The organism is Microbacterium sp. Au-Mic1 (assembly GCF_021341785.1).
GTDB lineage: Bacteria > Actinomycetota > Actinomycetes > Actinomycetales > Microbacteriaceae > Microbacterium.
Genome location: NZ_JAJTTF010000015.1, coordinates 85,404 through 103,738 on the forward strand (window position 1 = coordinate 85,404; position 18,335 = coordinate 103,738).

The following is an 18,335-nucleotide window of genomic DNA, read 5'->3' on the forward strand; positions in this document are numbered from 1 at the left end:
CGCCTTGTCGTCCTGGTCTGCGTCGATCAGGCCGAGCGGCTGCGTCCGCGCGATGCGACTCAGGGCGCCCGGCGACCCGTGACCGAGCGCAGCAGCCAAGCGATCACAGCGAGCACGAGCAGCACCAGTCCGACCCAGAGCAGGAAGTTCAGGGACTGCACGAGACCACCGGTGATGGCCAGGATGATGGCCACGATGATGATGATGACGAAGAGGATGTTCATGACGGACTCCTTCCACGTGTCGCTGGTGCGACCGCTGACTCACCGTAGGCGGTGACGGGAGCCGTCGCACAGGGGCTTGACGCCGAGGGGTCCGGGATGGCAGGAGCGGCGTCTCAGGTCGACCCGTCCGCGAGTGGTCGACCTGACGGGGCATTGCTCACGGCCTCCAGCACGTCGGCGACGGAGCCGTAGCGGATCCGCTCGGTGACCGGCCGCAGCCAGACCACCTCGACCTGCTCCACCGAGACGCGGGTCACGCAGGCGACGGTGTGCCGCGCGTCCGTGCGGTCGAAGCTGTCGTCCAGGATCAGCCATTCGTTCTCCGTGAGCCGGCGCATCTCGAAGCGCGTGGGTGTCATCATCGACATCTCGCTTCCTTTCGTCCACGGATGAGGTTGAGCGCTGCATCGGTCGACGTCACGGCTCTTGACAGCCCAGGTGGTGGAGGGCTATCGACGGCGGGGCGGAGGAGGGGCCCGCGCGATCGGTTGCGGGAGACGGCCGACGGCCTTCTAGACACCTCGGCTGCGGACGTCAAGCCCCTCGTGGCGCCGGTCCGTGCTGCCTAGCGTGCCGGGCATGAGCTACAGCATGACCGACCCCCGCATCAAGTACCCGCCACCCCGCGATCCGCCGGATCCGCACAACGACCAGCCCGGGCTGCTGGCGGAGACGGAACCTCGGCCGGACCACGGCGAGGAGAGCTATCGCGGCTCGGCGCGTCTGCCGGGCCGGTATGCGCTGATCACCGGCGGTGACTCGGGGATCGGCCGGGCGGTGGCGATCGCGTTCGCACGCGAGGGCGCCGATGTCGCGCTCAGCTATCTGCCCGAGGAGCAGGCGGACGCTGAGGAGACCGCGGACTGGGTCCGCAAGGCCGGCCGGATGGTCGCGCTGCTCCCGGGGGATCTGACGGACGAGCAGGTGTGCGCGGATCTGGTCGCGGATGCCGCGGAGAGTCTCGACGGCCTCGACATCCTCGTGCTCAATGCCGGATATCAGCGCAGTCGAGGGGAGATCGAGGAGATCCCGCCGGAGGAGTTCGACAAGGTCATGCACACCAACCTGTATGCACCGTTCTGGCTCGCCCAGGCCGCACTGCCCCATCTTCGCCCGGGGTCCTCGATCATCGCGACCACGTCGATCCAGGGCTACGATCCGTCGCCCGCGCTGTTCGACTACGCGCTGACGAAAGCGGCTCTGGTGGCCTTCGTGCAGATGCTCGCCGAGCAGCAGGGTCCGCACGGGATCAGAGTCAACGGCGTCGCACCGGGACCCATCTGGACGCCGCTCATCCCGGCGACGGGCTGGCCGGACAAACTGCCGGCGTTCGGAGAGGACACCCCCCTCGGGCGCGCGGGTCAGCCCGCGGAGCTCGCGGGTGCCTATGTGTTCCTCGCCTCCGAGGATGCGTCGTACGTCTCCGGCGGCATCATCCCCGTCACGGGCGGACGCCACCTCTGACCTCCAGCAGTCGCAGGACCGAGCCCACGACGAGACCGAATTCGAAAGGAGCGACGTCATGAACGAGACGGAAGTCCACCCCGACAGTACGACTCACGCGGGCTGGGGCGCCGGGCGGCCGCGGCTGCTCGTCGCATCGGCCACCACCAGGTTCGTGTTCGACATCCCGGACGACGGCGTCACGATCGGCTCGGCTCAGGACGCCGGCCTGCGGCTTCCGGACACGGATCCGGTCCACGCCGTCATCCGCCACGACTCCCACGACGAATACGCACTCGACATGCGAGGACCGGGGGAGACGAGCGCGAACGTGCAGAAGTCGGCCGAGGAAGAGCGCAGGGACGTCGAGGTCCTGCGCACGGGCGCGCGCTTCACCCTCGGCCCGTGGCGACTCGTGTTCATGCGCGAAGAGTTCGCCGACCACGGGCGCCCGTTCGGAGGGCGCGAGGGAGGGGAGTTCTCCGATCAGCAGGAGCAGCCGGACCGGCCCGACTACCCGCGACGCTCGTCGCAGGCGCGGGACGCGGCACGGCAGGAAGCCATGGCCGTGCAGCGCGACGTCGACGAGCGGCGCGACGTCGAACGCTAGTCCACCATCTCCTGCTGCGTGCGGATGAACGTGCGGTCGCCGTCGCTGAGCCGAGCCGACGGATCCACGGTCTCCCCGACGATCCGCTCGATCTCCTCGCGGACGTCATCGGGAACGACCCCGTCGTCCTGCTCCTCCAGCCTCTTCTTCGACCGGGCCGACAGGTGGGGCCACCACTTGTGCACCTCGGGCAGCAGATGGATCTCGGGAAACATGAGCTCCTCCTTCATCGGCGGGCATCGGAGACCACCCCGTGTCCGCGGCGCGGACCGTGAGGGTCCCGCATGCGACCACGGTAGGCATCGGCCTGTGGCGGCGCCCGGGGGTTCCGGTCGCGACAGCGGAGACGTATCATCCTCTGCGCGTGGGTGTCGAGGGGGTCCCGGCGATCGACCGCACGGACGATGATGTGAGGTGGGTCCGATGTGCGGACAAGCGTCGAGGAGGCAGCGAACCAGATGGGCAGATTCAGCTACGAGGGCCAGACGCATGCGGATCTCGACGACCGCGCGCTGGCCCACGTGCAGATGGTGATCGCCAACAAGCTCCGCCGCGGCGAGCCGTTCTACTTCACCTGGAAGGACGACCCGAGCATCGGGCACGGGCGCACCTCCGTCTGGATCCACCCGTCCTGCAACATGGTCTTCACCTACCACGGCGGGCGCCGCCCGCCCCTGAACCGGCTGTGGATCGAGGCGCTCAGCCAGCTGGCGAACACACCGGGCGGCCTCCGCCTCATCCCGGAGCCGACGCAGGTGGATGAGATGCAGATCGACGACAGCGGTCAGATCCAATGACGGCGAGGTGAACCCGCGGTGCCGTCAGCCCGGCGATTCACCGGCCTCACTCGTCTCGCCGACGACCCGTCCCCGGGTCGTCGGCGTGCTCGTCGCGGCCGGGCGTCGTGGCGCGCGTCCCGTACGGATCCTCCCCGGGCCTCGCATACGGGTCGTCCGATGCCTCCGGGCGCGCGCGATGCACGCGCGGCGGCAGTCCTTCGTCGTCGATCTCGTTCATCGGGACTCTCCTCTGTGGATCCTGTGGTCTCGGCCCAGGGTCGGCGATCGCCGACGTCACCGCGAGGGCCTTGACAACAGCGTCGCGAGGCTGTCGGCCCGTTCGTCGACGCCGGGGTCCACTTCTGCGAAACCGCCCGTGCGGGCCGTAGGCTCGCTTCGACGACGATCCCCCCGGTCGACGCCGCCGGATCCTGGATCCGCGTGTGCGCCCACGGCGTGCGGGTGAGACTCAGACTCACGTAAGCTGGCACTCAGTTGCAGGTTCGAAGGAGAACACCCATGCAGATCGCTGGATCCGGAGCCCTTGTCACGGGCGGCGCCTCGGGGCTCGGCCTCGCCACCGCGCGCCGCCTCGCCGCGGCCGGTGCGACCGTCACGATCATCGATCTTCCGACGTCGAAGGGCGCCGAGATCGCGGCGGAACTCGGCGGCGTCTTCGCCGCGGCCGACGTGACGAACCCCGACGAGGTCGCCGCGGCCGTCGCCGCCGCACAGGCCGCCGCCCCGTTGCGCATCGTGGTGAACTGCGCAGGCATCGCTCCGCCCGCGAAGGTGCTCGACCGCGAGGGCAACCCCGCAGACCTCGCCGGATTCGAGCGGATCATCCGGATCAACCTGGTCGGCACCTTCAACGTGATCTCCCAGGCCTCCGCCGTCATCGCGAAGAACGACCCCGGCGCCGACGGCGACCGCGGGGTCATCGTGAGCACTGCGAGCGTCGCGGCGTTCGACGGCCAGATCGGCCAGCCCGCCTACTCGGCGTCGAAGGGCGGCGTGCACGCCATGACCCTCCCGATCGCCCGCGAGCTCGCGCGCTACGGCATCCGCGTCTGCACGATCGCGCCCGGGATCATGGAGACCCCGATGCTCGCGGGTCTGCCGCAGGCCGCACAGGACTCGCTCGGTGAGCAGGTGCCGTACCCCGCGCGGCTCGGCCGCCCCGACGAATACGCATCGCTGGTGCAGCAGATCGTCGAGAACGGCTACCTGAACGGCGAGACGATCCGCCTCGACGGCTCCATCCGGATGGCGCCGAAGTAACCGGATCCCGATCCCGCCCCACGCTCAGGTCGCGATCTCGGATCCTCCGGGAGGGCTTTCGCCCACGAAGTGCGACCTGAGCGACGACGTTCCCATCGATCACGAACCGAGGACGACATGACCGAGAACAAGCCCCTCGCGGGCAAGACCATCCTGATGTCCGGCGGCAGCCGTGGCATCGGCCTCGCGATCGCTCTGCGCGCGGCGGCCGACGGCGCCAACATCGCGCTGCTCGCGAAGACCGACACCCCGCATCCGAAGCTCGAGGGCACGATCCACACCGCTGCCGAGCAGATCCGTGCGGCCGGCGGGCAGGCGCTGCCTCTCCTCGGCGACGTCCGCGACGACGAGAGCGTGATCGACGCCGTCCTGAAGACGCAGGGCGAGTTCGGCGGCATCGACATCGTCGTCAACAACGCGAGCGTGATCGACCTGTCCGGATCCCTCGACCTCGCGGCCAAGAAGTACGACCTCATGCAGGACGTGAACGTGCGCGGCACGTTCATGCTGTCGCGCGCCGCCGTTCCCGTGCTCAAGGACGCCCCGAACCCGCACATCCTGTCGCTGTCGCCGCCGCTGAACATCACCCCGCGCTGGCTCGGCGCGCACACCGGGTACACGCTCGCGAAGTACGGCATGACGATGGCCACACTCGGTCTCGCGGCCGAGTTCGAGAAGGACGGCATCGCTGCCAACACGCTCTGGCCCCGCACGACCATCGCGACCGCCGCGGTGCAGTTCGCGCTCGGCGGCGACCGCATGATGAAGGTCAGCCGCACGCCCGAGGTGTACGCCGACGCCGCCTACGCCGTGCTCGCCCAGCCGGCCCGCGAGTACACCGGGCAGACGCTCATCGTCGAGGACGTGCTCGAAGCCGCGGGGATCACCGACTTCTCCGGCTACGCGGCCGTGCCTGGCACCCCCGACGACCAGCTGTTCCCGGACATCTTCCTGGACTGAGCCGCGGTCCGAGTCCGCCCCTGGTCCCGGGGCGTGTTCCTGCCGTTCGGGGCGCGTCCTGCCGGCGATCGCCGGTGAGGCGCGCCCCAGAACGGCAGAGTGCGACCCGAACCGGGGTGGCTCCGGTTCCGTCGCCGCCGGGCTCAGGCCTTGTCGATCGCGGCCACGATGTCGCGGTACCCGCGAGCAGCCGCGAGGTCGCGCGGCAGCACGCCGTCGCCGTCGCGGATCGTGATGTCGGCTCCGCCCGCGATGAGGGTGCGCACGATGTCGACGTAGGTCTTCGAGCCGTCGCCGAGCACGATCGCCTCGTGCAGCGCGGTCCAGTTCAGGTTGTTGACGTGATTCGGATCCACGCCCGCCGCGAGCAGGATCTTCACGGTGCCGAGGTGGCCGCGCTCGGAAGCGGGGATCAGGGCCGTGCCGCCGTAGCGGTTCGTGCTGCGCAGGTCGGCGCCGTGTTCGAGGGTCGCCCGGAGGATCTCATCGTGGCCGCGAGCCCCGGCGTAGAGGTACGCGGAGTCGACGATGTCGTCCTTGGCGTTCACGTCGGCGCCGGCGTCGATCAGTGCGAGGGCCGCGTCGATGCGGTTGCCCTTGGTGGCGGCGATCAGGGCCGTCATGCCACCGGATCCACGGGCTTCGAGGTCGGCGCCCTCGGCGATCGCGGCGCGTACGGCTTCGGCGTCTCCGGTGGACGCGGCCTCGAACAGGCGGGAGTTCAGAGCGGTCATCTCGGCCTCGGTTCTCTGTGCGGGGGAGGGAGCGGGTGCGGTCGACGGCGGGGTCGAGGTCACGGTCGGGACGCCGACCGCTTCCGTCGCGCTCGCCGCGCAGCCGGCCAGCAGCAGCGCGGCCACGCCGAGCCCGGCGAGTGCGCCCACGACGCGCTTCCGGAGCGAGGCTGCGCCCGGAGGGCGAGCGATGTCCGGACGGCGAGCGATGGAGGGCATGGAAATGGTATACCACGCGAAGGTGGGTGCCCCCTGAGGCCATCCCTGTGGGGAGCGGGGGATCCGCGCGTCATCGAACATGAAGAACGGTGAGCGGAAGAGAGCCGCGTTGTGGTGGGATCGTGGCATGAGCACGATCGATCCCGATGTCGCGCGGCGGCAGCGACCGCTGCGCCGAACCACCGCGGCGAGCCTCATCGTGCCGGGGCTGTTCCTGTTGGGCGCGGGCGGCGTCCTGGCGTGGGGGCTGACGCGAGGCGCGGCCACCGGCTTCTCCGACGACGCGGCGGATCAGGACGTCCCCGCGATCATCGCGGCCATCGGCTCGTCCTTCGTGCTCCTGATCGCGCTCGGAGCGTGGACCGGTGCGGCGGGGCGCAATCCGCGCCTCCCCGGCTGGCTGGCTGGGACCGGCGTCGCGGTGCTGGGCGCGGCTGCGGGCCACGCCGTCGTGGCGCCGCCACCGGCGTGGCTGCGGGAGCCCGTGCTCGATGTCGTCGCCTTCGGTCTCGCTGTCGTCGCCGTCGTGCTTCTGTGGTTGGGAACGGTGGCACGCGCCGCCAGGGCGCGACGGCTCGATGCCGCGGAGGAGCTGGTGCGCACCACATCGCCGGTCACGGGCTCAGTGACGAATCAGGGGTACACGGACTTCGATGAAGCGAGCCAGGTCATCACCGCCGTGACCTATACGTTCCGCGATGGATCCGGTGTGCAGCGCTGGGTCACGAAACCCGCGACCATCCATGTTCGCGACCCGCTGGTGAACGGCGAGGAGGTCGACGTCTGGTTCGACCGTCAGGACCCGTCGGACCAGAACAAGATCGTGATCCGTCGGCGGGCGTGAGGGCGCGGGCCCCGTCCGTCGCGCTCACCGTGCAGGCGGCCGGCAGCGTGGCGAAGCCCGAGGCCGGCGAGCACGATCAGCGCGCACTGCTCGGACGAGGCGCGGCGCCGGCGCGAGCCGACCGGCACGCGCGGGAGAAATGTGATTCGATGCATTCCGACAGCACGCGCGAACCCGACGCGCACGGGATCCGCGACGGCGCGCATCCCCGGGCTGATGGGTGAAGGAGCAGCATGGCCGCCGTGCCCCCGCCGATCAACGGCAACGTCTCGCACTGGTGGCAGCAGATCGGCGCCCCGACTCCGCGACGCGAGCTGCCCGGTGACCTCAGCGTCGACATCGCCGTGGTCGGCGCCGGCTACACCGGGCTGTGGACGGCCTACTACCTGAAGAGGGCACAGCCCGGACTGCGGATCGCGGTCATCGAGCAGCGGCATGCAGGCTACGGGGCGTCCGGCCGCAACGGAGGCTGGCTCACCAATTCGGTGACCGGCGGGAGAGAGCAGTACGTGCGCACGCACGGACGCGATGCCGCCACGCGATTCCAGCGGGTGATGAACGAGACCGTCGACGAGGTCATCAACGTCGCCGCGGCCGAGGGCATCGATGCCGACATCAAGAAGGGCGGCGAGTTCGGGGTCGCATACACGGCCGCGCAGGAGGGGCGCATCAGGGCCTTCGCCGCCGCCGAGCAGACCTGGGCGCACACCGACCTCGCCCTGCTCGAGGCTGCCGAGGCGGCCGCCAAGATCGATGTGCGCGGCACCAGGGCCGCCGTCTGGCATCCGCATGCGGCCCGTATCCAGCCCGCCAAGCTCGTCGCGGGTCTCGCCGCGGCGGTCGAACGGCTCGGTGTCGAGATCTACGAGCGCACCACGGTCGACGAGATCGCCCCGCGCCGGCTGCGCACCGATCACGGTACGGTCACCGCCGAGTACATCGTGCGCGCGACCGAGGGCTTCACGGCGAACCTGAAGGGCCTGCACCGGCTGTGGCTGCCGATGAACTCCTCGCTCATAGCGACGGAGCCGCTGCCGCCGGAGGTGTGGGAGGAACTGCACTGGAGCGAGGGTGAAGTGCTGGGTGATCTCGCGCACGTGTACATGTACGCCCAGCGCACGGCGGACGACCGGATCGCGATCGGCGGGCGCGGGGTGCCCTACAAGTACGGCTCGAGGACCGACACCGACGGACGCACGCCGATGTCGACCGTGCGCACGCTCACCGAGATCCTGCACCGGTTCTTCCCCGCGACCACCGGGGCGAGGATCGATCACGTGTGGTCGGGCGTGCTGGGCGTGCCCCGCGACTGGTCGGCGACGGTGGGGCTGGATCCCCGCACCGGGATCGCCTGGGGCGGCGGCTATGTCGGCACGGGCGTGACCTCGACGAACCTCGCCGGGCGGACGATCTCCGACCTCATCCTCGGGAACGAGACCGAGATCACCGGGCTGCCCTGGGTGAACCACCGGGTGCGGCGCTGGGAGCCCGAACCGCTGCGCTGGATCGCGACGAAGGGGCTCTACGCCGCGTACGGCATGGCCGATCGGGCCGAGCTGGCCGGGCGTCCGAACACCTCGCCCGTCGCGCACCTCGCCGACGTCATCACCGGTCGGCACTGATCCGCTTCCTCCCTCGGGGGCGTTGAGCGAACTCCGGCTGCGGCGTCCTCGCTCAACGACCGCCAGGAGCGCCGCTCCCGCGTCAGTGCCAGGACTCGACGGCGTCCTTCGAATCCTTGAGGCCGAGTCCGGTCGCCTCGCGCAGCAGCTTGATCGCCGCGATCTTCTGATCCGCGGCGACGAGCCGGCCGATCTCCGCCCGCACGTCGGGGGAGAGCTGCGCGACGGCTTCGGCGACGGGCAGCCCGCCGGCGTAGGGCGGTGCTCCGGCGGGCCGCGAGCCGGAACGTGCGAGGGAGACCGGGGTCGCGTCCACCGTGCCGGGCGCGGATGGCACCCAGGCGTCGATCTGGTCCTTCGCCTCACGCAGGGAGAGGCCGGAATGCTCGCGCAGCACCTTGATGGCCGAGATCTTCTGCTCGGCGGCGACCAGGGCGTCGATCTCGGCGATGACGGAGGCGTCCAGCGGGTCGCGCGGCGATGCCGGCGGATCACGGCGCGCGGTGGGGGTCTCGGCCGATGCGGCCGGCGTCGCGATCACGGTCCCGAGAGGCTCCGGCGCCTTCGGCCGGATCGCCCGCAGAGTCACGGCGATCACCACGAACAGGATGACGATCACGGCGACGAGGAGGATCCAGATCCAGAGGGGCATGCCGCCAGCGTACGGGGCGGATGTGCGCAGCCGCGCCCAGCGCCTTCGCACCTTGCAGGCCCTACCCTGGAAGACATGTCCGAGACTCCTGCGTCCGCCCGCTCCGGCGCGCCCACGAGGCGCGCCGCCCAGGTGCGCCCCGCCACCGAAGGCTGGACGCAGAAGAAGGACGCCGAGGGGCGCCCGCTGCTGCAGTTCGCCAGCCCCAAGCGGGGGAAGCCGCCGGTGCATCTCGCCGACCTCACGCCCACCGAGCGCGTGGAGAAGGTGAAGGAGCTGGGGCTGCCCGGATTCCGTGCCAAGCAGCTCGCCACGCACTACTTCACGCACTACACCTCGGATCCCGCCCACATGACGGATCTGCCCGCGGGTCAGCGCGACGAGCTCGTGGCCGGGATGCTGCCGCCGCTGCTCACGGAGGTGCGGCGGCTCGAGACCGACCGCGGCGACACGATCAAGTTCCTCTGGCGCCTGCACGACGGTGCGCTCGTGGAGTCGGTGCTCATGCGCTACCCGGGCCGCATCACGCTGTGCGTGTCGAGCCAGGCCGGCTGCGGCATGAACTGCCCGTTCTGCGCCACCGGTCAGGCGGGGCTCACGCGCAACATGTCCACCGCCGAGATCGTCGAGCAGATCGTACGCGCCAACCGCCTCATCGCCGAGGGCGGCCTCGGCGGCAAGAAGGCCGACGACCACTCCATGGAGCGGGTGTCGAACATCGTCTTCATGGGGATGGGCGAGCCGCTCGCCAACTACAAGCGCGTGATGGATGCGGTGCGCGTCATGGTCGCTCCGCAGCCGGAGGGCCTCGGGATGAGCGCGCGCGGCATCACGGTGTCGACGGTCGGCCTGGTCCCCGCGATCAAGAAGCTCGCCGACGAGCACATCCCGGTCACGTTCGCGCTCTCACTGCACGCGCCGGACGACAAGCTGCGCGACGAACTGATCCCGGTCAACTCGCGCTGGAAGGTCGATGAGGCTCTCGACGCCGCGTACGACTATTACGCGAAGACCGGTCGCCGCGTGTCGATCGAGTACGCGCTGATCAAGGACATGAACGATCATGCCTGGCGCGCCGACCTGCTCGCGGAGAAGCTCAACGCCCGTGGTCGCGGCTGGGTGCACGTGAACCCCATCCCGCTGAACCCGACTCCCGGATCCATCTGGACCGCCTCGGAGAAGGACGTGCAGGACGAGTTCGTCCGCCGCCTCAACGACGCCGGCATCCCGACGACCCTCCGCGACACCCGCGGCAAGGAGATCGACGGAGCCTGCGGTCAGCTCGTCGCGACGACCGAGGACGAGGCCGCCGCCGCCGCGATGGCCTGACGTCGCCGGCGCCCGCCGCGGCCCTCGCGCGCGGCCTTCTCTCTCCGTCGAAACCCCCGCAGACCGTCCAGACCCCCGTGCAGCGGCGTTCGTACATGGGGGTGTGGGCGGTACGTGGGGGTCTCGGCGACCGAGGTGCGGTCCTGCCCGTCGTGCCTCGTCCGTTGTCGCGACCCGTCCTTGTCGTGCCGGGATCAGTCGCGCGGGGATCAGTCGCGCGGGGTGCGCAGCCGGAGCAGTCGTCCGGATCCTTCGATCAACTCGGACCAGGATCCGACGTCGACCGAGCACTCGGCGACCGCGCAGGTCGGGAACTCGACGACGGATCCGGTGAGTTCCTCCACCGCATCCGCCATCCCGGGGTTGTGCCCCACCAGCATCGCGCCGCCGACATCATCGGGAAGCATCGCCGCGACCGCCAGGATCCTGCGGGCGGACGCCGCGTACAGGGTCGGATCCTCGATCACCGCGAGCCCGAACGCCGCCGCGTACGCGTCGGCCGTGCTGTGCGCGCGGGTCGCGGAGCTCGACACGATGCGCTGCAGGTCCACCCCCTCGTCGCGCAGCCGTCGTGCCATCGCAGGGGCGTCACGGCGGCCGCGCGCGTTCAGCGGTCGATCGTGATCGCGCAGGCCCGCCATGTCCCAGTCGGATTTCGCATGGCGTGCCAGCAGCAGGGTCTTCATGCTCACAGCGTGCCACCGCGCGGCCTCAGCCGCACGCCCCATCGGCGGGATCCCGTGTGGCCGCCGAGCATGCGGATCCGGGGCGACCGCTACTCGCCGAGCAGTCGCGGGCGCACCTCGGCGAGCCGGGCCTGCAGCGCCTCCAGGAACGCGGCGATCGCGGGCTGGTTCAACGCCTCGGGGCGGGCGATCAGCCAGTACGGCAGCCGTTCGTCGATCTCCTCCGGCAGCACCCGCACCAGATCCTCGTGCTGGTCGGCGAGGAACGCGGGGAGGAGCCCGTAGCCGGCGCCTCCGCGGGTGGCGTCGACGTGCACGTACACGTTCGTGCTCGCGACCGCGTCGAGCATGCCCGGCACGGCCCGGCGCGCATCGTCGAGGGAGTCGACGTGCAGCATCGACTCGATGAAGTAGACGAGCGGCTGTCCGGCGAGGTCGGCCGGATCCTGCGGTGCGGGGTGGGTGCGCAGCCAGTCGCGGCTCGCGTACAGGCCGAGGGCGTAGTCGGCCAGGTGGATCGCTCGGGCCCGCCGCACCTGCGGCCGACCCACGACGACCTCCAGATCGGCGCCGGTGCGCTGATGCGAGGCCTGCCGGGTGCCGGTGATGAGCTCCAGCCGCACGTCGGGGTGGACCCGGCGCAGGGCGGCCATCGCGGGAGCGGCGACGAAGCCGCTGAAGCCGTCCGTGGCCGAGAGCCGGATCAGGCCGCCGATCCGCGTGGCGTCGCCGCCGTCCAGGCGGCTGAGCGCCCGCTCCACGCCCTCGGCCGCGGCCAGGGCGCGCGAACCCAGCGGGGTCAACTCCCAGCCCGCCCCCTCGCGGGAGAGAACCCGCCCGCCCAGCTGCGCCTCGAGGGCGGCGATGCGGCGCGCGACCGTGGTGTGGTTCAGCCCGAGCTGCTGCCCGGCGGCGGTGAACCGGCCGCTGCGCGCCACGGCCAGTAGCACGAGGAGGTCGTCCGCGCTGAGCGGCGGTGCGGGGAAGTGCGCGTCCATCTGTGCAGTTTTGCATAGCCGTACCCTCTTCCGCCGTGCGCGGCGGTGAACTACCGTGCAGGCATGGCAGCGCAGCGATCCCCGGTTCCAGACACCGACCTCCGGGGGCGCACGGCGCTCGTCACCGGTGCCGGGAGCGGCATCGGCGCCGCATGCGCCCGGGCCCTCGCGCGGGACGGCGCGCACGTGCTGGTGCTCGACCGGGCCGCCGAGGCGGCCGCCGCCGTCGCCGTAGAGGTCGGCGGCGAAGCGCTGGCGGTCGATCTCGGCGACCTCGACGCACTGTCGGCGCGGGTCTTCGACGCCGACATCCTCGTGAACAATGCGGGCCTGCAGACCGTCGCGCCCATCGTCGAGTTCGATCCGCTGATGTTCCGTCGGATGCTGGACATCATGGTGACGGCGCCGTTCCTGCTCATCCGTGCGGTGCTCCCCGGCATGTACGCGCGCGGATGGGGGCGGATCGTGAACATCAGCTCCGTGCACGGACTGCGCGCGAGCGAGTACAAGTCGGCCTATGTGACCGCCAAGCACGCGCTCGAGGGGCTCTCCAAGGTCACCGCGCTCGAGGGTGGGCCGCACGGCGTCACGAGCAACTGCATCAACCCCGGCTACGTGAACACGCCGCTCGTCCAGCAGCAGATCGCGGATCAGGCCCGCACGCACGGGATCCCCGAGTCGGACGTGATCGAGAAGGTCATGCTCGTCGAGTCGGCGATCAAGCGCCTGCTCGAGCCCGACGAGGTGGCGGATCTGGCCCGGTGGCTGTGCGGCCCGACCGCGGGATCGGTCACCGGGGCTTCGTACACGATGGACGGCGGATGGAGCGCGCGATGAGCGCCCGCGTCGCACAGGGGGCGGATCCGGCCCTCGCGGTCACGTCCTTCGGCCCCGCATCCGACACCGCCGCGATCCTGGCGATCCACGGCATCACCGCCAACGGCCGATCGTGGGACACCGTCGCCGCTCTCCTGCCGGCTCGGCGCGTCCTCGCTCCCGACCTGCGCGGGCGAGCGCGCAGCAACACGCTGCCCGGGCCGTACGGTCTGCGCCGGCACGCGGAGGACCTCGCTGCCGTGCTGGATGCGGACGGCGGCGGGGCGCGGACGATCATCGGGCACTCGATGGGCGCGTTCGTCGCGGTGGCGCTCGCCGCGGCCCGCCCGGACCTCGTCGCCCGCCTCGTGCTCGTCGACGGCGGATTCCCCCTCGCGCTGCCGGACGGCGTGAGCGCCGACGACCTCGACATCGCCGCGCTCCTGGGGCCCGCCGCTCAGCGGCTGTCCATGGAGTTCCCGGACGACGACGCCTATCTCGCCTTCTGGCGCGCCCATCCGGCCTTCGCACGGGACTGGTCGGCGGCAGTCGAGACCTACGCGCGGCACGACCTGGACGGATCCGCCCCGCATCTGCGCTCCTCGACGGCGGCCGCAGCGATGCTGCAGGACGGCGGCGAGCTGTATGGACCGGACTGGTACCTCGACGCACTGCGCGGACTGCGCATGTCGGTGACCGTGCTGCGCGCGCCGCGCGGCTTGCTCGACGAGGATCCGCTCTACCCGCCGGGGGCGCTCGAGCAGTTCGGCGCGCTCGTGCCGCAGCTGAGGGTCGTCGAGGTCCCCGATGTGAACCACTACACGATCCTGTTCGCCGACCGGGGCGCCGCTCGCGTCGCCGCCGAGGTGGACGCCCGCCCCTGACCGCCCGCTCTCCCGAAGGAGCAACCATGTCCTCCGCCCTGTTCGACGGCATCACCGCTCGCCGCGTCGAGACCCCGCGCTACACCGCGAACGTGCTCGAGCGCCCTGCCGCGGATCCGGCATCGCCCACCGCCACGGCGGTGCTCGTGCACGGGAACGTGTCATCCGCGCTGTTCTACCAGCCGACGATGCTCGCCCTCCCGGCCGACGTGCGCGCACTCGCGATCGATCTGCGCGGTTTCGGCGACAGCGAGACCAGGCCGGTCGATGCGACCCGGGGCCTGCGCGACTTCGCCGACGACGTGCGTGCGGTGCTCGACGCCCTCGATCTCGACGCCGTGCACCTCGTCGGCTGGAGCATGGGCGGCGGGGTGGTGCTGCAGGTCGCCCTGGACGCGCCGGAGCGCGTGCTCTCGCTCACTCTGGAGTCGCCGGTGTCGCCGTACGGCTTCGGCGGCACGCACGGCCCCGACGGCGCGCGCAACGACGCCGACGGCGCCGGCACGGGCGGCGGTGGCGCGAACCCCGACTTCGTGGCGCGGCTGGAGTCAGGCGACACCACGGATGAGGCGCAGACCTCGCCGCGCACCGTCTACCGCACTGCGTACGTCGCACACCCCGAGACCCAGACCGCGCACGAGGACCTCTGGGTCGCCTCGATGCTCACCACGAAGACCGGGCTCGACAACTACCCGGGCGATGCCGTCGGATCCGAGAACTGGCCCGGCTTCGCCGCGGGCACGCGTGGCGTGCTCAACACGATGGCGCCGCAGCACCTCGACCTGTCCGGCATCGTCGATCTCGTCGCGAAGCCGCGGATCCTCTGGATCCGCGGGGAGAAGGACGCCATCGTCTCGGACGCCTCGTTCTTCGACCTGAACCAGCTCGGCGCGCTGGGCGTGATCCCGGGCTGGCCCGGCGAGGAGATCGCGCCCGTGCAGCCGATGGTCACCCAGACGCGGGCCGTGCTCGTGCGCTACGCCGCGAACGGCGGGGAGTACCGCGAGGTCGTCCTGCCCGAGGCCGGACACGCGCCGCATCTCGACGAGGCCGAGGCTTTCGATCGCGAGCTCGCCGCGCACCTCGGGGTGTGAGCCCGCCGCGCTCCGGAATCGTCCCTGTTCGCACGCCGGAATCGTCTCTGTTCGCACCCCGGAGGGCGCGGACAGGGATGACGCGGTTCGAGCGGTCATCGCCGGCGGACCGGATCCCTCGCACTGATCAGACGCCGGCGGGGATGGGGGCGGGGTGCGTCGCGGTCCGGTCCTTCGCATCGCGCGCGCCGTCGGCCGTGCCGAGTCGTGCCGCGCGTTCGAGCCACGCCTCGATGCGTGCGGGGGATGCGTCCTTCACGCCGAGCATCCGCGTGGTCCGGACATTCCGGATGCCGCAGAAGCGCATGGTTCCGCGGGCGACATGGGTCTGCCCCGGCAGGCCGGTGAACGGCGTGAAGAACCAGGGCGTGTCCGCCAGCAGCAACAGTCGGCCGTGCGGTGCGCTCAGCAGGCCCTCGGGCAGGCCGGACGGGCGATATCGGTACTCCTGCTGCGGGAGCAGGCTCCTGTCGAAGAAGCCCTTGAGCAGCGCGGGAACGGATCCCCACCAGAGCGGAGTCGCGACGACGATCGTCCGCGCGGCGTGCAGCGCCTCCCGCGCATCGACGAGATCGGGCTCGAGCGTCATGCGCTCGCGGTAGCCGAAGCGCAGGATCGGGTCGAAGTCGAGGTCGCGCAGTGCGAGCACGCGCGCATCGCCGTGCGCCTCGGCATAGCTCCGGGCGAGCGCGGCGGTGAGGGAACGGGCGTCGGGGTGGCCGTCGATGACGAGGGCGGCGGACATGCGAACTCCTATCTTGACACTGTCAACTAGCTGGACAGTGTCAAGATAGGAGAGAATGTTGCTCGTGTCAAGTTCACGATCCGGGTACCACCACGGCGACCTCGCGCACGCACTCGAGACCGCCGCGATGCAGCTGCTCGAGGAGAAGCCCGCGCAGGAGATCAGCCTGCGCGAAGTCGCGCGCGCGGCGAACGTGAGCCACAACGCGCCCTACCACCATTTCGCCGATCGGAACGGCCTGCTCAAGGCGATCGCCGAGCGCAGCATGGCGGACCTGCTCGCGCTCGTACGGGAGGCGATCGCTGCGAGCCCCGACCCTCGGGCGGCGCTGCACGACGGCGGCGGCGCGTACATCCGTTTCGCGGTCGAGCACCCCAATGCCTTCGACGCGATCTACGATCCGACCGTGTGCGTGCCGGGCTCGCCGACCGCGACCATGGCGCCGCTCATCGACGGGCTCGAAGAGGCGCTGGGGGAGGCCGCGCTCGGCGCCGGGATGGACCGGCCCGAGGACGCCGTGGGCCTCTGGGGTCTCGTGCACGGCCTCGGTACGCTCTGCGCCGCCGGGCATTTCCCGGTCGAGGTCGCGCTCGCAGGGTACGCGAGCGCGATCGACCGGATGCTGCCCGCGTCCTCCGTCTGACCGCGGCGGATCCGCCGGCGCATAGGCTGCACCTCGGATCCGCCCGGCCCGCGCCCAGGGTTCGTCCACCGCTCTTCCAGGCGGGTTTTCGTACGGTTGAGGGATGTCCTATTCCGCCCACCGCCCCGGCCGCATGGATTCCCAGGGCCGGATCGCCTTCGACGTCGATGGACAGCCCGACCCCGCGAACCCGTCCGACCCGACCGCGGAGGACCCGTTCATCTTCGTGCGCGACTACACGCCGACCGGATCCGATCCCGCCGCCGCAGAGGCCGTGACCGCCCCGATCGATCCCGTCGTCCCTCCTCGTCCTGCCGCGCCTGAGTCGCTGCCCGAGCCCGCGCCCGCGCCCCGGATCGAGGACTTGTTCCCCGCTGCCGAGGCGCCGGTCGTGGAGCCCGAACCGGCTCTCGTCATGGAGCCCGTCGTCGCGGCCCCCGCGCCGATCGTCGCCAAGCCTCCGAGGCAGCCCAAGCCACCCCGCGCGCCGCGTCCGCAGGGCTGGTTCTGGCGTCGCCTCGCGATCCTCGGCGGCGCCGACGGCGCGATCCTCGATCGTGTGCCCAGCGAGCAGCCGCGCTTCGTGCAGATGTTCTTCGTGCTGGCCGGGACGGCGCTGGTCTCCGCGCTGTCGATGCTGTTCGCCCTCACCACGGGCGTTCAGGTGCTGGTCTGGCTGGCCGTGCCGCTCGCGATCGTCTGGGCGCTGCTGATCTTCAACCTCGACCGCTTCCTCACCTCGACGATGCGGTCCACGCGCAACGTCTGGCGGCTGCTCGGGCTCGCCATCCCGCGCGTGCTGATGGCGGCGATCATCGGGTTCGTCGTGGCCGAGCCGATCGTGCTGCAGGCGTTCCACAACGACATCGCGCGCGAGGTCACCGCGACCAACCTGGTGCAGGCGCAGTCCGATCAGAAGGCCGTGACCAGCGGGCCCGAGAAGAAGGCCCTCGACGCCGCCTCCGCCCGGCTCGCCGACCTGCAGAATCAGGCCTCGACGGGCATCGTGAAGGGCACCTCGAGCGACTCCGCGTCGCAGAAGGCCGCCCAGGACACCGTCACAAAGATCACCGGTCAGATGGCGGACCAGCAGAAGGTCATCGACCAGGCCCGCGCGCTGTACCAGTGCGAACTGACCGGTCAGGGGGCCGGCACGGTGCCCGGTTGCACCGGCGTGCAGGGCGACGGCGCGAGCTCGACCGCCGCGAAGTCGCAGCTCGACCAGGCGCAGCAGACCTATGACGCGCTCGCCGCGCAGCTGCGTCAGGCCAACACCGACCTGGAGTCGGCGGACAGCTCGTCGAAGTCGGCGACCTCGGCCTCGGAGACCCAGAACCGCCAGCAGGCGAAGGACCAGATCCCCGCGGCCGAGCAGGCGTACAAGACCGCGCTCGACGCGTACAACGCGCGGGCCGCATCCGTGGCCGGTACGAATGCCGGCGCGGTGGGCCTGCTCAGCCAGATCTCCGCGCTCGACCGGCTCTCCGCGAAGGAGCCCGTGCTGGGCTTCGCACACTGGCTGATCGCCGCGCTGTTCTTCATGATCGAGCTGCTGCCGGTCATCGTGAAGGTGCTGACCAGCTGGGGCGATCCGTCGCTCTACGAGAAGGCCGAGGCGATCGCGAAGCAGGTCGAGCTCGACCGCGTCACGTCGAAGGGCTACCGCGATCGCGCCGCCATCATCGCGGAGGAGGCGAAGCACCGCGCCTTCGCCGACGCGCACGAGGCTGAGACGGCCGCCGCGGGCGACCCGGATCCCGCGCCGGCGGGCG

At 71.0% G+C, this 18,335-nt stretch carries 22 protein-coding genes; 13 read left to right on the top strand and 9 right to left on the bottom strand.

Translation table 11 applies throughout. The features are described 5' to 3' along the window. Positions 1 to 59: 59 nt before the first annotated feature. Entirely contained in the window at positions 60 to 224 is a 165-nt protein-coding gene (locus LXM50_RS17225; RefSeq protein WP_181158297.1) for a hypothetical protein, read from the bottom strand. A 113-nt stretch (positions 225 to 337) separates the two neighbouring features. Next, positions 338 to 592, bottom strand: coding sequence for a hypothetical protein (locus tag LXM50_RS17230; protein WP_233312707.1), 255 nt, complete (start codon positions 590 to 592; stop codon positions 338 to 340). A 211-nt stretch (positions 593 to 803) separates the two neighbouring features. Here LXM50_RS17230 and LXM50_RS17235 point away from each other — a divergent pair, with 211 nt between their 5' ends. Both LXM50_RS17235 and LXM50_RS17240 read left to right on the top strand, forming a co-directional pair. Then, positions 804 to 1,688 (top strand): SDR family oxidoreductase, encoded by an 885-nt coding sequence (locus tag LXM50_RS17235; RefSeq protein ID WP_233312708.1) that lies wholly within the window; start codon positions 804 to 806, stop codon positions 1,686 to 1,688. A gap of 58 nt (positions 1,689 to 1,746) precedes the next feature. Beyond that, positions 1,747 to 2,277 (top strand): FHA domain-containing protein, encoded by a 531-nt coding sequence (locus LXM50_RS17240; protein WP_233312709.1) that lies wholly within the window; start codon positions 1,747 to 1,749, stop codon positions 2,275 to 2,277. Here the strand turns inward: LXM50_RS17240 and LXM50_RS17245 are convergent. Then, a complete protein-coding gene (locus LXM50_RS17245) occupies positions 2,274 to 2,492 on the bottom strand; it encodes a hypothetical protein (RefSeq protein WP_233312710.1) in 219 nt (72 codons plus the stop codon). The two genes, LXM50_RS17240 and LXM50_RS17245, sit on opposite strands and share 4 nt — an antisense overlap. 243 nt (positions 2,493 to 2,735) lie before the next feature. On the opposite strand from LXM50_RS17245, the gene LXM50_RS17250 reads away from it, so the two are divergent. Continuing rightward, positions 2,736 to 3,074, top strand: a complete 339-nt coding sequence (locus LXM50_RS17250) for an ATP-dependent DNA ligase (protein WP_233312711.1) — start codon at positions 2,736 to 2,738, stop codon at positions 3,072 to 3,074. Between the two features lie 46 nt (positions 3,075 to 3,120). Here the strand turns inward: LXM50_RS17250 and LXM50_RS17255 are convergent, their stop codons facing one another. Then, on the bottom strand, positions 3,121 to 3,294 hold the full coding sequence (locus LXM50_RS17255; RefSeq protein ID WP_233312712.1) for a hypothetical protein: 174 nt from the start codon (positions 3,292 to 3,294) through the stop codon (positions 3,121 to 3,123). Between the two features lie 281 nt (positions 3,295 to 3,575). Between LXM50_RS17255 and LXM50_RS17260 the strand changes: the two genes are divergently transcribed. Continuing rightward, entirely contained in the window at positions 3,576 to 4,337 is a 762-nt protein-coding gene (locus LXM50_RS17260; RefSeq protein ID WP_233312713.1) for an SDR family NAD(P)-dependent oxidoreductase, read from the top strand. A gap of 117 nt (positions 4,338 to 4,454) precedes the next feature. Continuing rightward, positions 4,455 to 5,297, top strand: a complete 843-nt coding sequence (locus LXM50_RS17265) for an NAD(P)-dependent oxidoreductase (RefSeq protein ID WP_233312714.1) — start codon at positions 4,455 to 4,457, stop codon at positions 5,295 to 5,297. A gap of 143 nt (positions 5,298 to 5,440) precedes the next feature. Here the strand turns inward: LXM50_RS17265 and LXM50_RS17270 are convergent, their stop codons facing one another. Then, positions 5,441 to 6,250 (bottom strand): ankyrin repeat domain-containing protein, encoded by an 810-nt coding sequence (locus tag LXM50_RS17270; protein ID WP_233312715.1) that lies wholly within the window; start codon positions 6,248 to 6,250, stop codon positions 5,441 to 5,443. 127 nt (positions 6,251 to 6,377) lie between these two features. Between LXM50_RS17270 and LXM50_RS17275 the strand changes: the two genes are divergently transcribed. Further along, complete coding sequence (locus LXM50_RS17275) at positions 6,378 to 7,094, top strand: DUF3592 domain-containing protein (protein ID WP_233312716.1); 717 nt, start codon at positions 6,378 to 6,380, stop codon at positions 7,092 to 7,094. Positions 7,095 to 7,327: 233 nt separating this feature from the next. Beyond that, complete coding sequence (locus LXM50_RS17280) at positions 7,328 to 8,716, top strand: FAD-binding oxidoreductase (protein ID WP_233312717.1); 1,389 nt, start codon at positions 7,328 to 7,330, stop codon at positions 8,714 to 8,716. An 82-nt stretch (positions 8,717 to 8,798) separates the two neighbouring features. On the opposite strand, the gene LXM50_RS17285 is transcribed toward LXM50_RS17280, so the two are convergent. After that, positions 8,799 to 9,368 (bottom strand): ribosomal protein L7/L12, encoded by a 570-nt coding sequence (locus LXM50_RS17285; RefSeq protein WP_233312718.1) that lies wholly within the window; start codon positions 9,366 to 9,368, stop codon positions 8,799 to 8,801. A gap of 75 nt (positions 9,369 to 9,443) precedes the next feature. Here LXM50_RS17285 and rlmN point away from each other — a divergent pair, with 75 nt between their 5' ends. Further along, positions 9,444 to 10,697, top strand: coding sequence for a 23S rRNA (adenine(2503)-C(2))-methyltransferase RlmN (rlmN, locus tag LXM50_RS17290; protein ID WP_233312719.1), 1,254 nt, complete (start codon positions 9,444 to 9,446; stop codon positions 10,695 to 10,697). Between the two features lie 209 nt (positions 10,698 to 10,906). Here rlmN and LXM50_RS17295 read toward each other — a convergent pair whose 3' ends face one another. Both LXM50_RS17295 and LXM50_RS17300 read right to left on the bottom strand, forming a co-directional pair. Beyond that, entirely contained in the window at positions 10,907 to 11,383 is a 477-nt protein-coding gene (locus LXM50_RS17295; RefSeq protein WP_233312720.1) for a histidine phosphatase family protein, read from the bottom strand. A gap of 89 nt (positions 11,384 to 11,472) precedes the next feature. Then, on the bottom strand, positions 11,473 to 12,381 hold the full coding sequence (locus LXM50_RS17300) for a LysR family transcriptional regulator (RefSeq protein WP_233312721.1): 909 nt from the start codon (positions 12,379 to 12,381) through the stop codon (positions 11,473 to 11,475). 63 nt (positions 12,382 to 12,444) lie between these two features. On the opposite strand from LXM50_RS17300, the gene LXM50_RS17305 reads away from it, so the two are divergent. From LXM50_RS17305 to LXM50_RS17315, 3 genes are read left to right on the top strand one after another with little or no spacing between them, the layout of a single operon-like run. Continuing rightward, positions 12,445 to 13,218, top strand: coding sequence for a 3-hydroxybutyrate dehydrogenase (locus tag LXM50_RS17305; protein WP_233312722.1), 774 nt, complete (start codon positions 12,445 to 12,447; stop codon positions 13,216 to 13,218). Next, positions 13,215 to 14,081 (top strand): alpha/beta fold hydrolase, encoded by an 867-nt coding sequence (locus tag LXM50_RS17310; protein ID WP_233312723.1) that lies wholly within the window; start codon positions 13,215 to 13,217, stop codon positions 14,079 to 14,081. The genes LXM50_RS17305 and LXM50_RS17310 overlap by 4 nt, the downstream gene beginning before the upstream one ends. Before the next feature lie 26 nt (positions 14,082 to 14,107). After that, positions 14,108 to 15,175: an alpha/beta hydrolase gene (locus tag LXM50_RS17315; RefSeq protein WP_233312724.1), complete on the top strand. Its 1,068-nt coding sequence runs from the start codon at positions 14,108 to 14,110 to the stop codon at positions 15,173 to 15,175. Between the two features lie 127 nt (positions 15,176 to 15,302). Here LXM50_RS17315 and LXM50_RS17320 read toward each other — a convergent pair whose 3' ends face one another. After that, entirely contained in the window at positions 15,303 to 15,920 is a 618-nt protein-coding gene (locus LXM50_RS17320; protein WP_233312725.1) for an NAD(P)H-dependent oxidoreductase, read from the bottom strand. A 64-nt stretch (positions 15,921 to 15,984) separates the two neighbouring features. Between LXM50_RS17320 and LXM50_RS17325 the strand changes: the two genes are divergently transcribed. Then, the gene (locus LXM50_RS17325) at positions 15,985 to 16,563 is read left to right on the top strand and encodes a TetR/AcrR family transcriptional regulator (protein WP_233312726.1); all 579 of its coding nucleotides are present in this window, start codon (positions 15,985 to 15,987) and stop codon (positions 16,561 to 16,563) included. Between the two features lie 103 nt (positions 16,564 to 16,666). Beyond that, positions 16,667 to 18,335: DUF4407 domain-containing protein (locus LXM50_RS17330; protein ID WP_233312727.1), on the top strand; the 1,669-nt coding region annotated here is incomplete at its 3' end.

What these genes read in the sequence shown, in the direction of transcription:
- LXM50_RS17225 (WP_181158297.1), bottom strand. Translation starts at nt 224, where the DNA reads ATGAACATCCTCTTCGTCATCATCATCATCGTGGCCATCATCCTGGCC.
- LXM50_RS17230 (WP_233312707.1), bottom strand. Translation starts at nt 592, where the DNA reads ATGTCGATGATGACACCCACGCGCTTCGAGATGCGCCGGCTCACGGAG.
- LXM50_RS17235 (WP_233312708.1), top strand. Translation starts at nt 804, where the DNA reads ATGAGCTACAGCATGACCGACCCCCGCATCAAGTACCCGCCACCCCGC.
- LXM50_RS17240 (WP_233312709.1), top strand. Translation starts at nt 1,747, where the DNA reads ATGAACGAGACGGAAGTCCACCCCGACAGTACGACTCACGCGGGCTGG.
- LXM50_RS17245 (WP_233312710.1), bottom strand. Translation starts at nt 2,492, where the DNA reads ATGTTTCCCGAGATCCATCTGCTGCCCGAGGTGCACAAGTGGTGGCCC.
- LXM50_RS17250 (WP_233312711.1), top strand. Translation starts at nt 2,736, where the DNA reads ATGGGCAGATTCAGCTACGAGGGCCAGACGCATGCGGATCTCGACGAC.
- LXM50_RS17255 (WP_233312712.1), bottom strand. Translation starts at nt 3,294, where the DNA reads ATGAACGAGATCGACGACGAAGGACTGCCGCCGCGCGTGCATCGCGCG.
- LXM50_RS17260 (WP_233312713.1), top strand. Translation starts at nt 3,576, where the DNA reads ATGCAGATCGCTGGATCCGGAGCCCTTGTCACGGGCGGCGCCTCGGGG.
- LXM50_RS17265 (WP_233312714.1), top strand. Translation starts at nt 4,455, where the DNA reads ATGACCGAGAACAAGCCCCTCGCGGGCAAGACCATCCTGATGTCCGGC.
- LXM50_RS17270 (WP_233312715.1), bottom strand. Translation starts at nt 6,250, where the DNA reads ATGCCCTCCATCGCTCGCCGTCCGGACATCGCTCGCCCTCCGGGCGCA.
- LXM50_RS17275 (WP_233312716.1), top strand. Translation starts at nt 6,378, where the DNA reads ATGAGCACGATCGATCCCGATGTCGCGCGGCGGCAGCGACCGCTGCGC.
- LXM50_RS17280 (WP_233312717.1), top strand. Translation starts at nt 7,328, where the DNA reads ATGGCCGCCGTGCCCCCGCCGATCAACGGCAACGTCTCGCACTGGTGG.
- LXM50_RS17285 (WP_233312718.1), bottom strand. Translation starts at nt 9,368, where the DNA reads ATGCCCCTCTGGATCTGGATCCTCCTCGTCGCCGTGATCGTCATCCTG.
- rlmN (WP_233312719.1), top strand. Translation starts at nt 9,444, where the DNA reads ATGTCCGAGACTCCTGCGTCCGCCCGCTCCGGCGCGCCCACGAGGCGC.
- LXM50_RS17295 (WP_233312720.1), bottom strand. Translation starts at nt 11,383, where the DNA reads ATGAAGACCCTGCTGCTGGCACGCCATGCGAAATCCGACTGGGACATG.
- LXM50_RS17300 (WP_233312721.1), bottom strand. Translation starts at nt 12,381, where the DNA reads ATGGACGCGCACTTCCCCGCACCGCCGCTCAGCGCGGACGACCTCCTC.
- LXM50_RS17305 (WP_233312722.1), top strand. Translation starts at nt 12,445, where the DNA reads ATGGCAGCGCAGCGATCCCCGGTTCCAGACACCGACCTCCGGGGGCGC.
- LXM50_RS17310 (WP_233312723.1), top strand. Translation starts at nt 13,215, where the DNA reads ATGAGCGCCCGCGTCGCACAGGGGGCGGATCCGGCCCTCGCGGTCACG.
- LXM50_RS17315 (WP_233312724.1), top strand. Translation starts at nt 14,108, where the DNA reads ATGTCCTCCGCCCTGTTCGACGGCATCACCGCTCGCCGCGTCGAGACC.
- LXM50_RS17320 (WP_233312725.1), bottom strand. Translation starts at nt 15,920, where the DNA reads ATGTCCGCCGCCCTCGTCATCGACGGCCACCCCGACGCCCGTTCCCTC.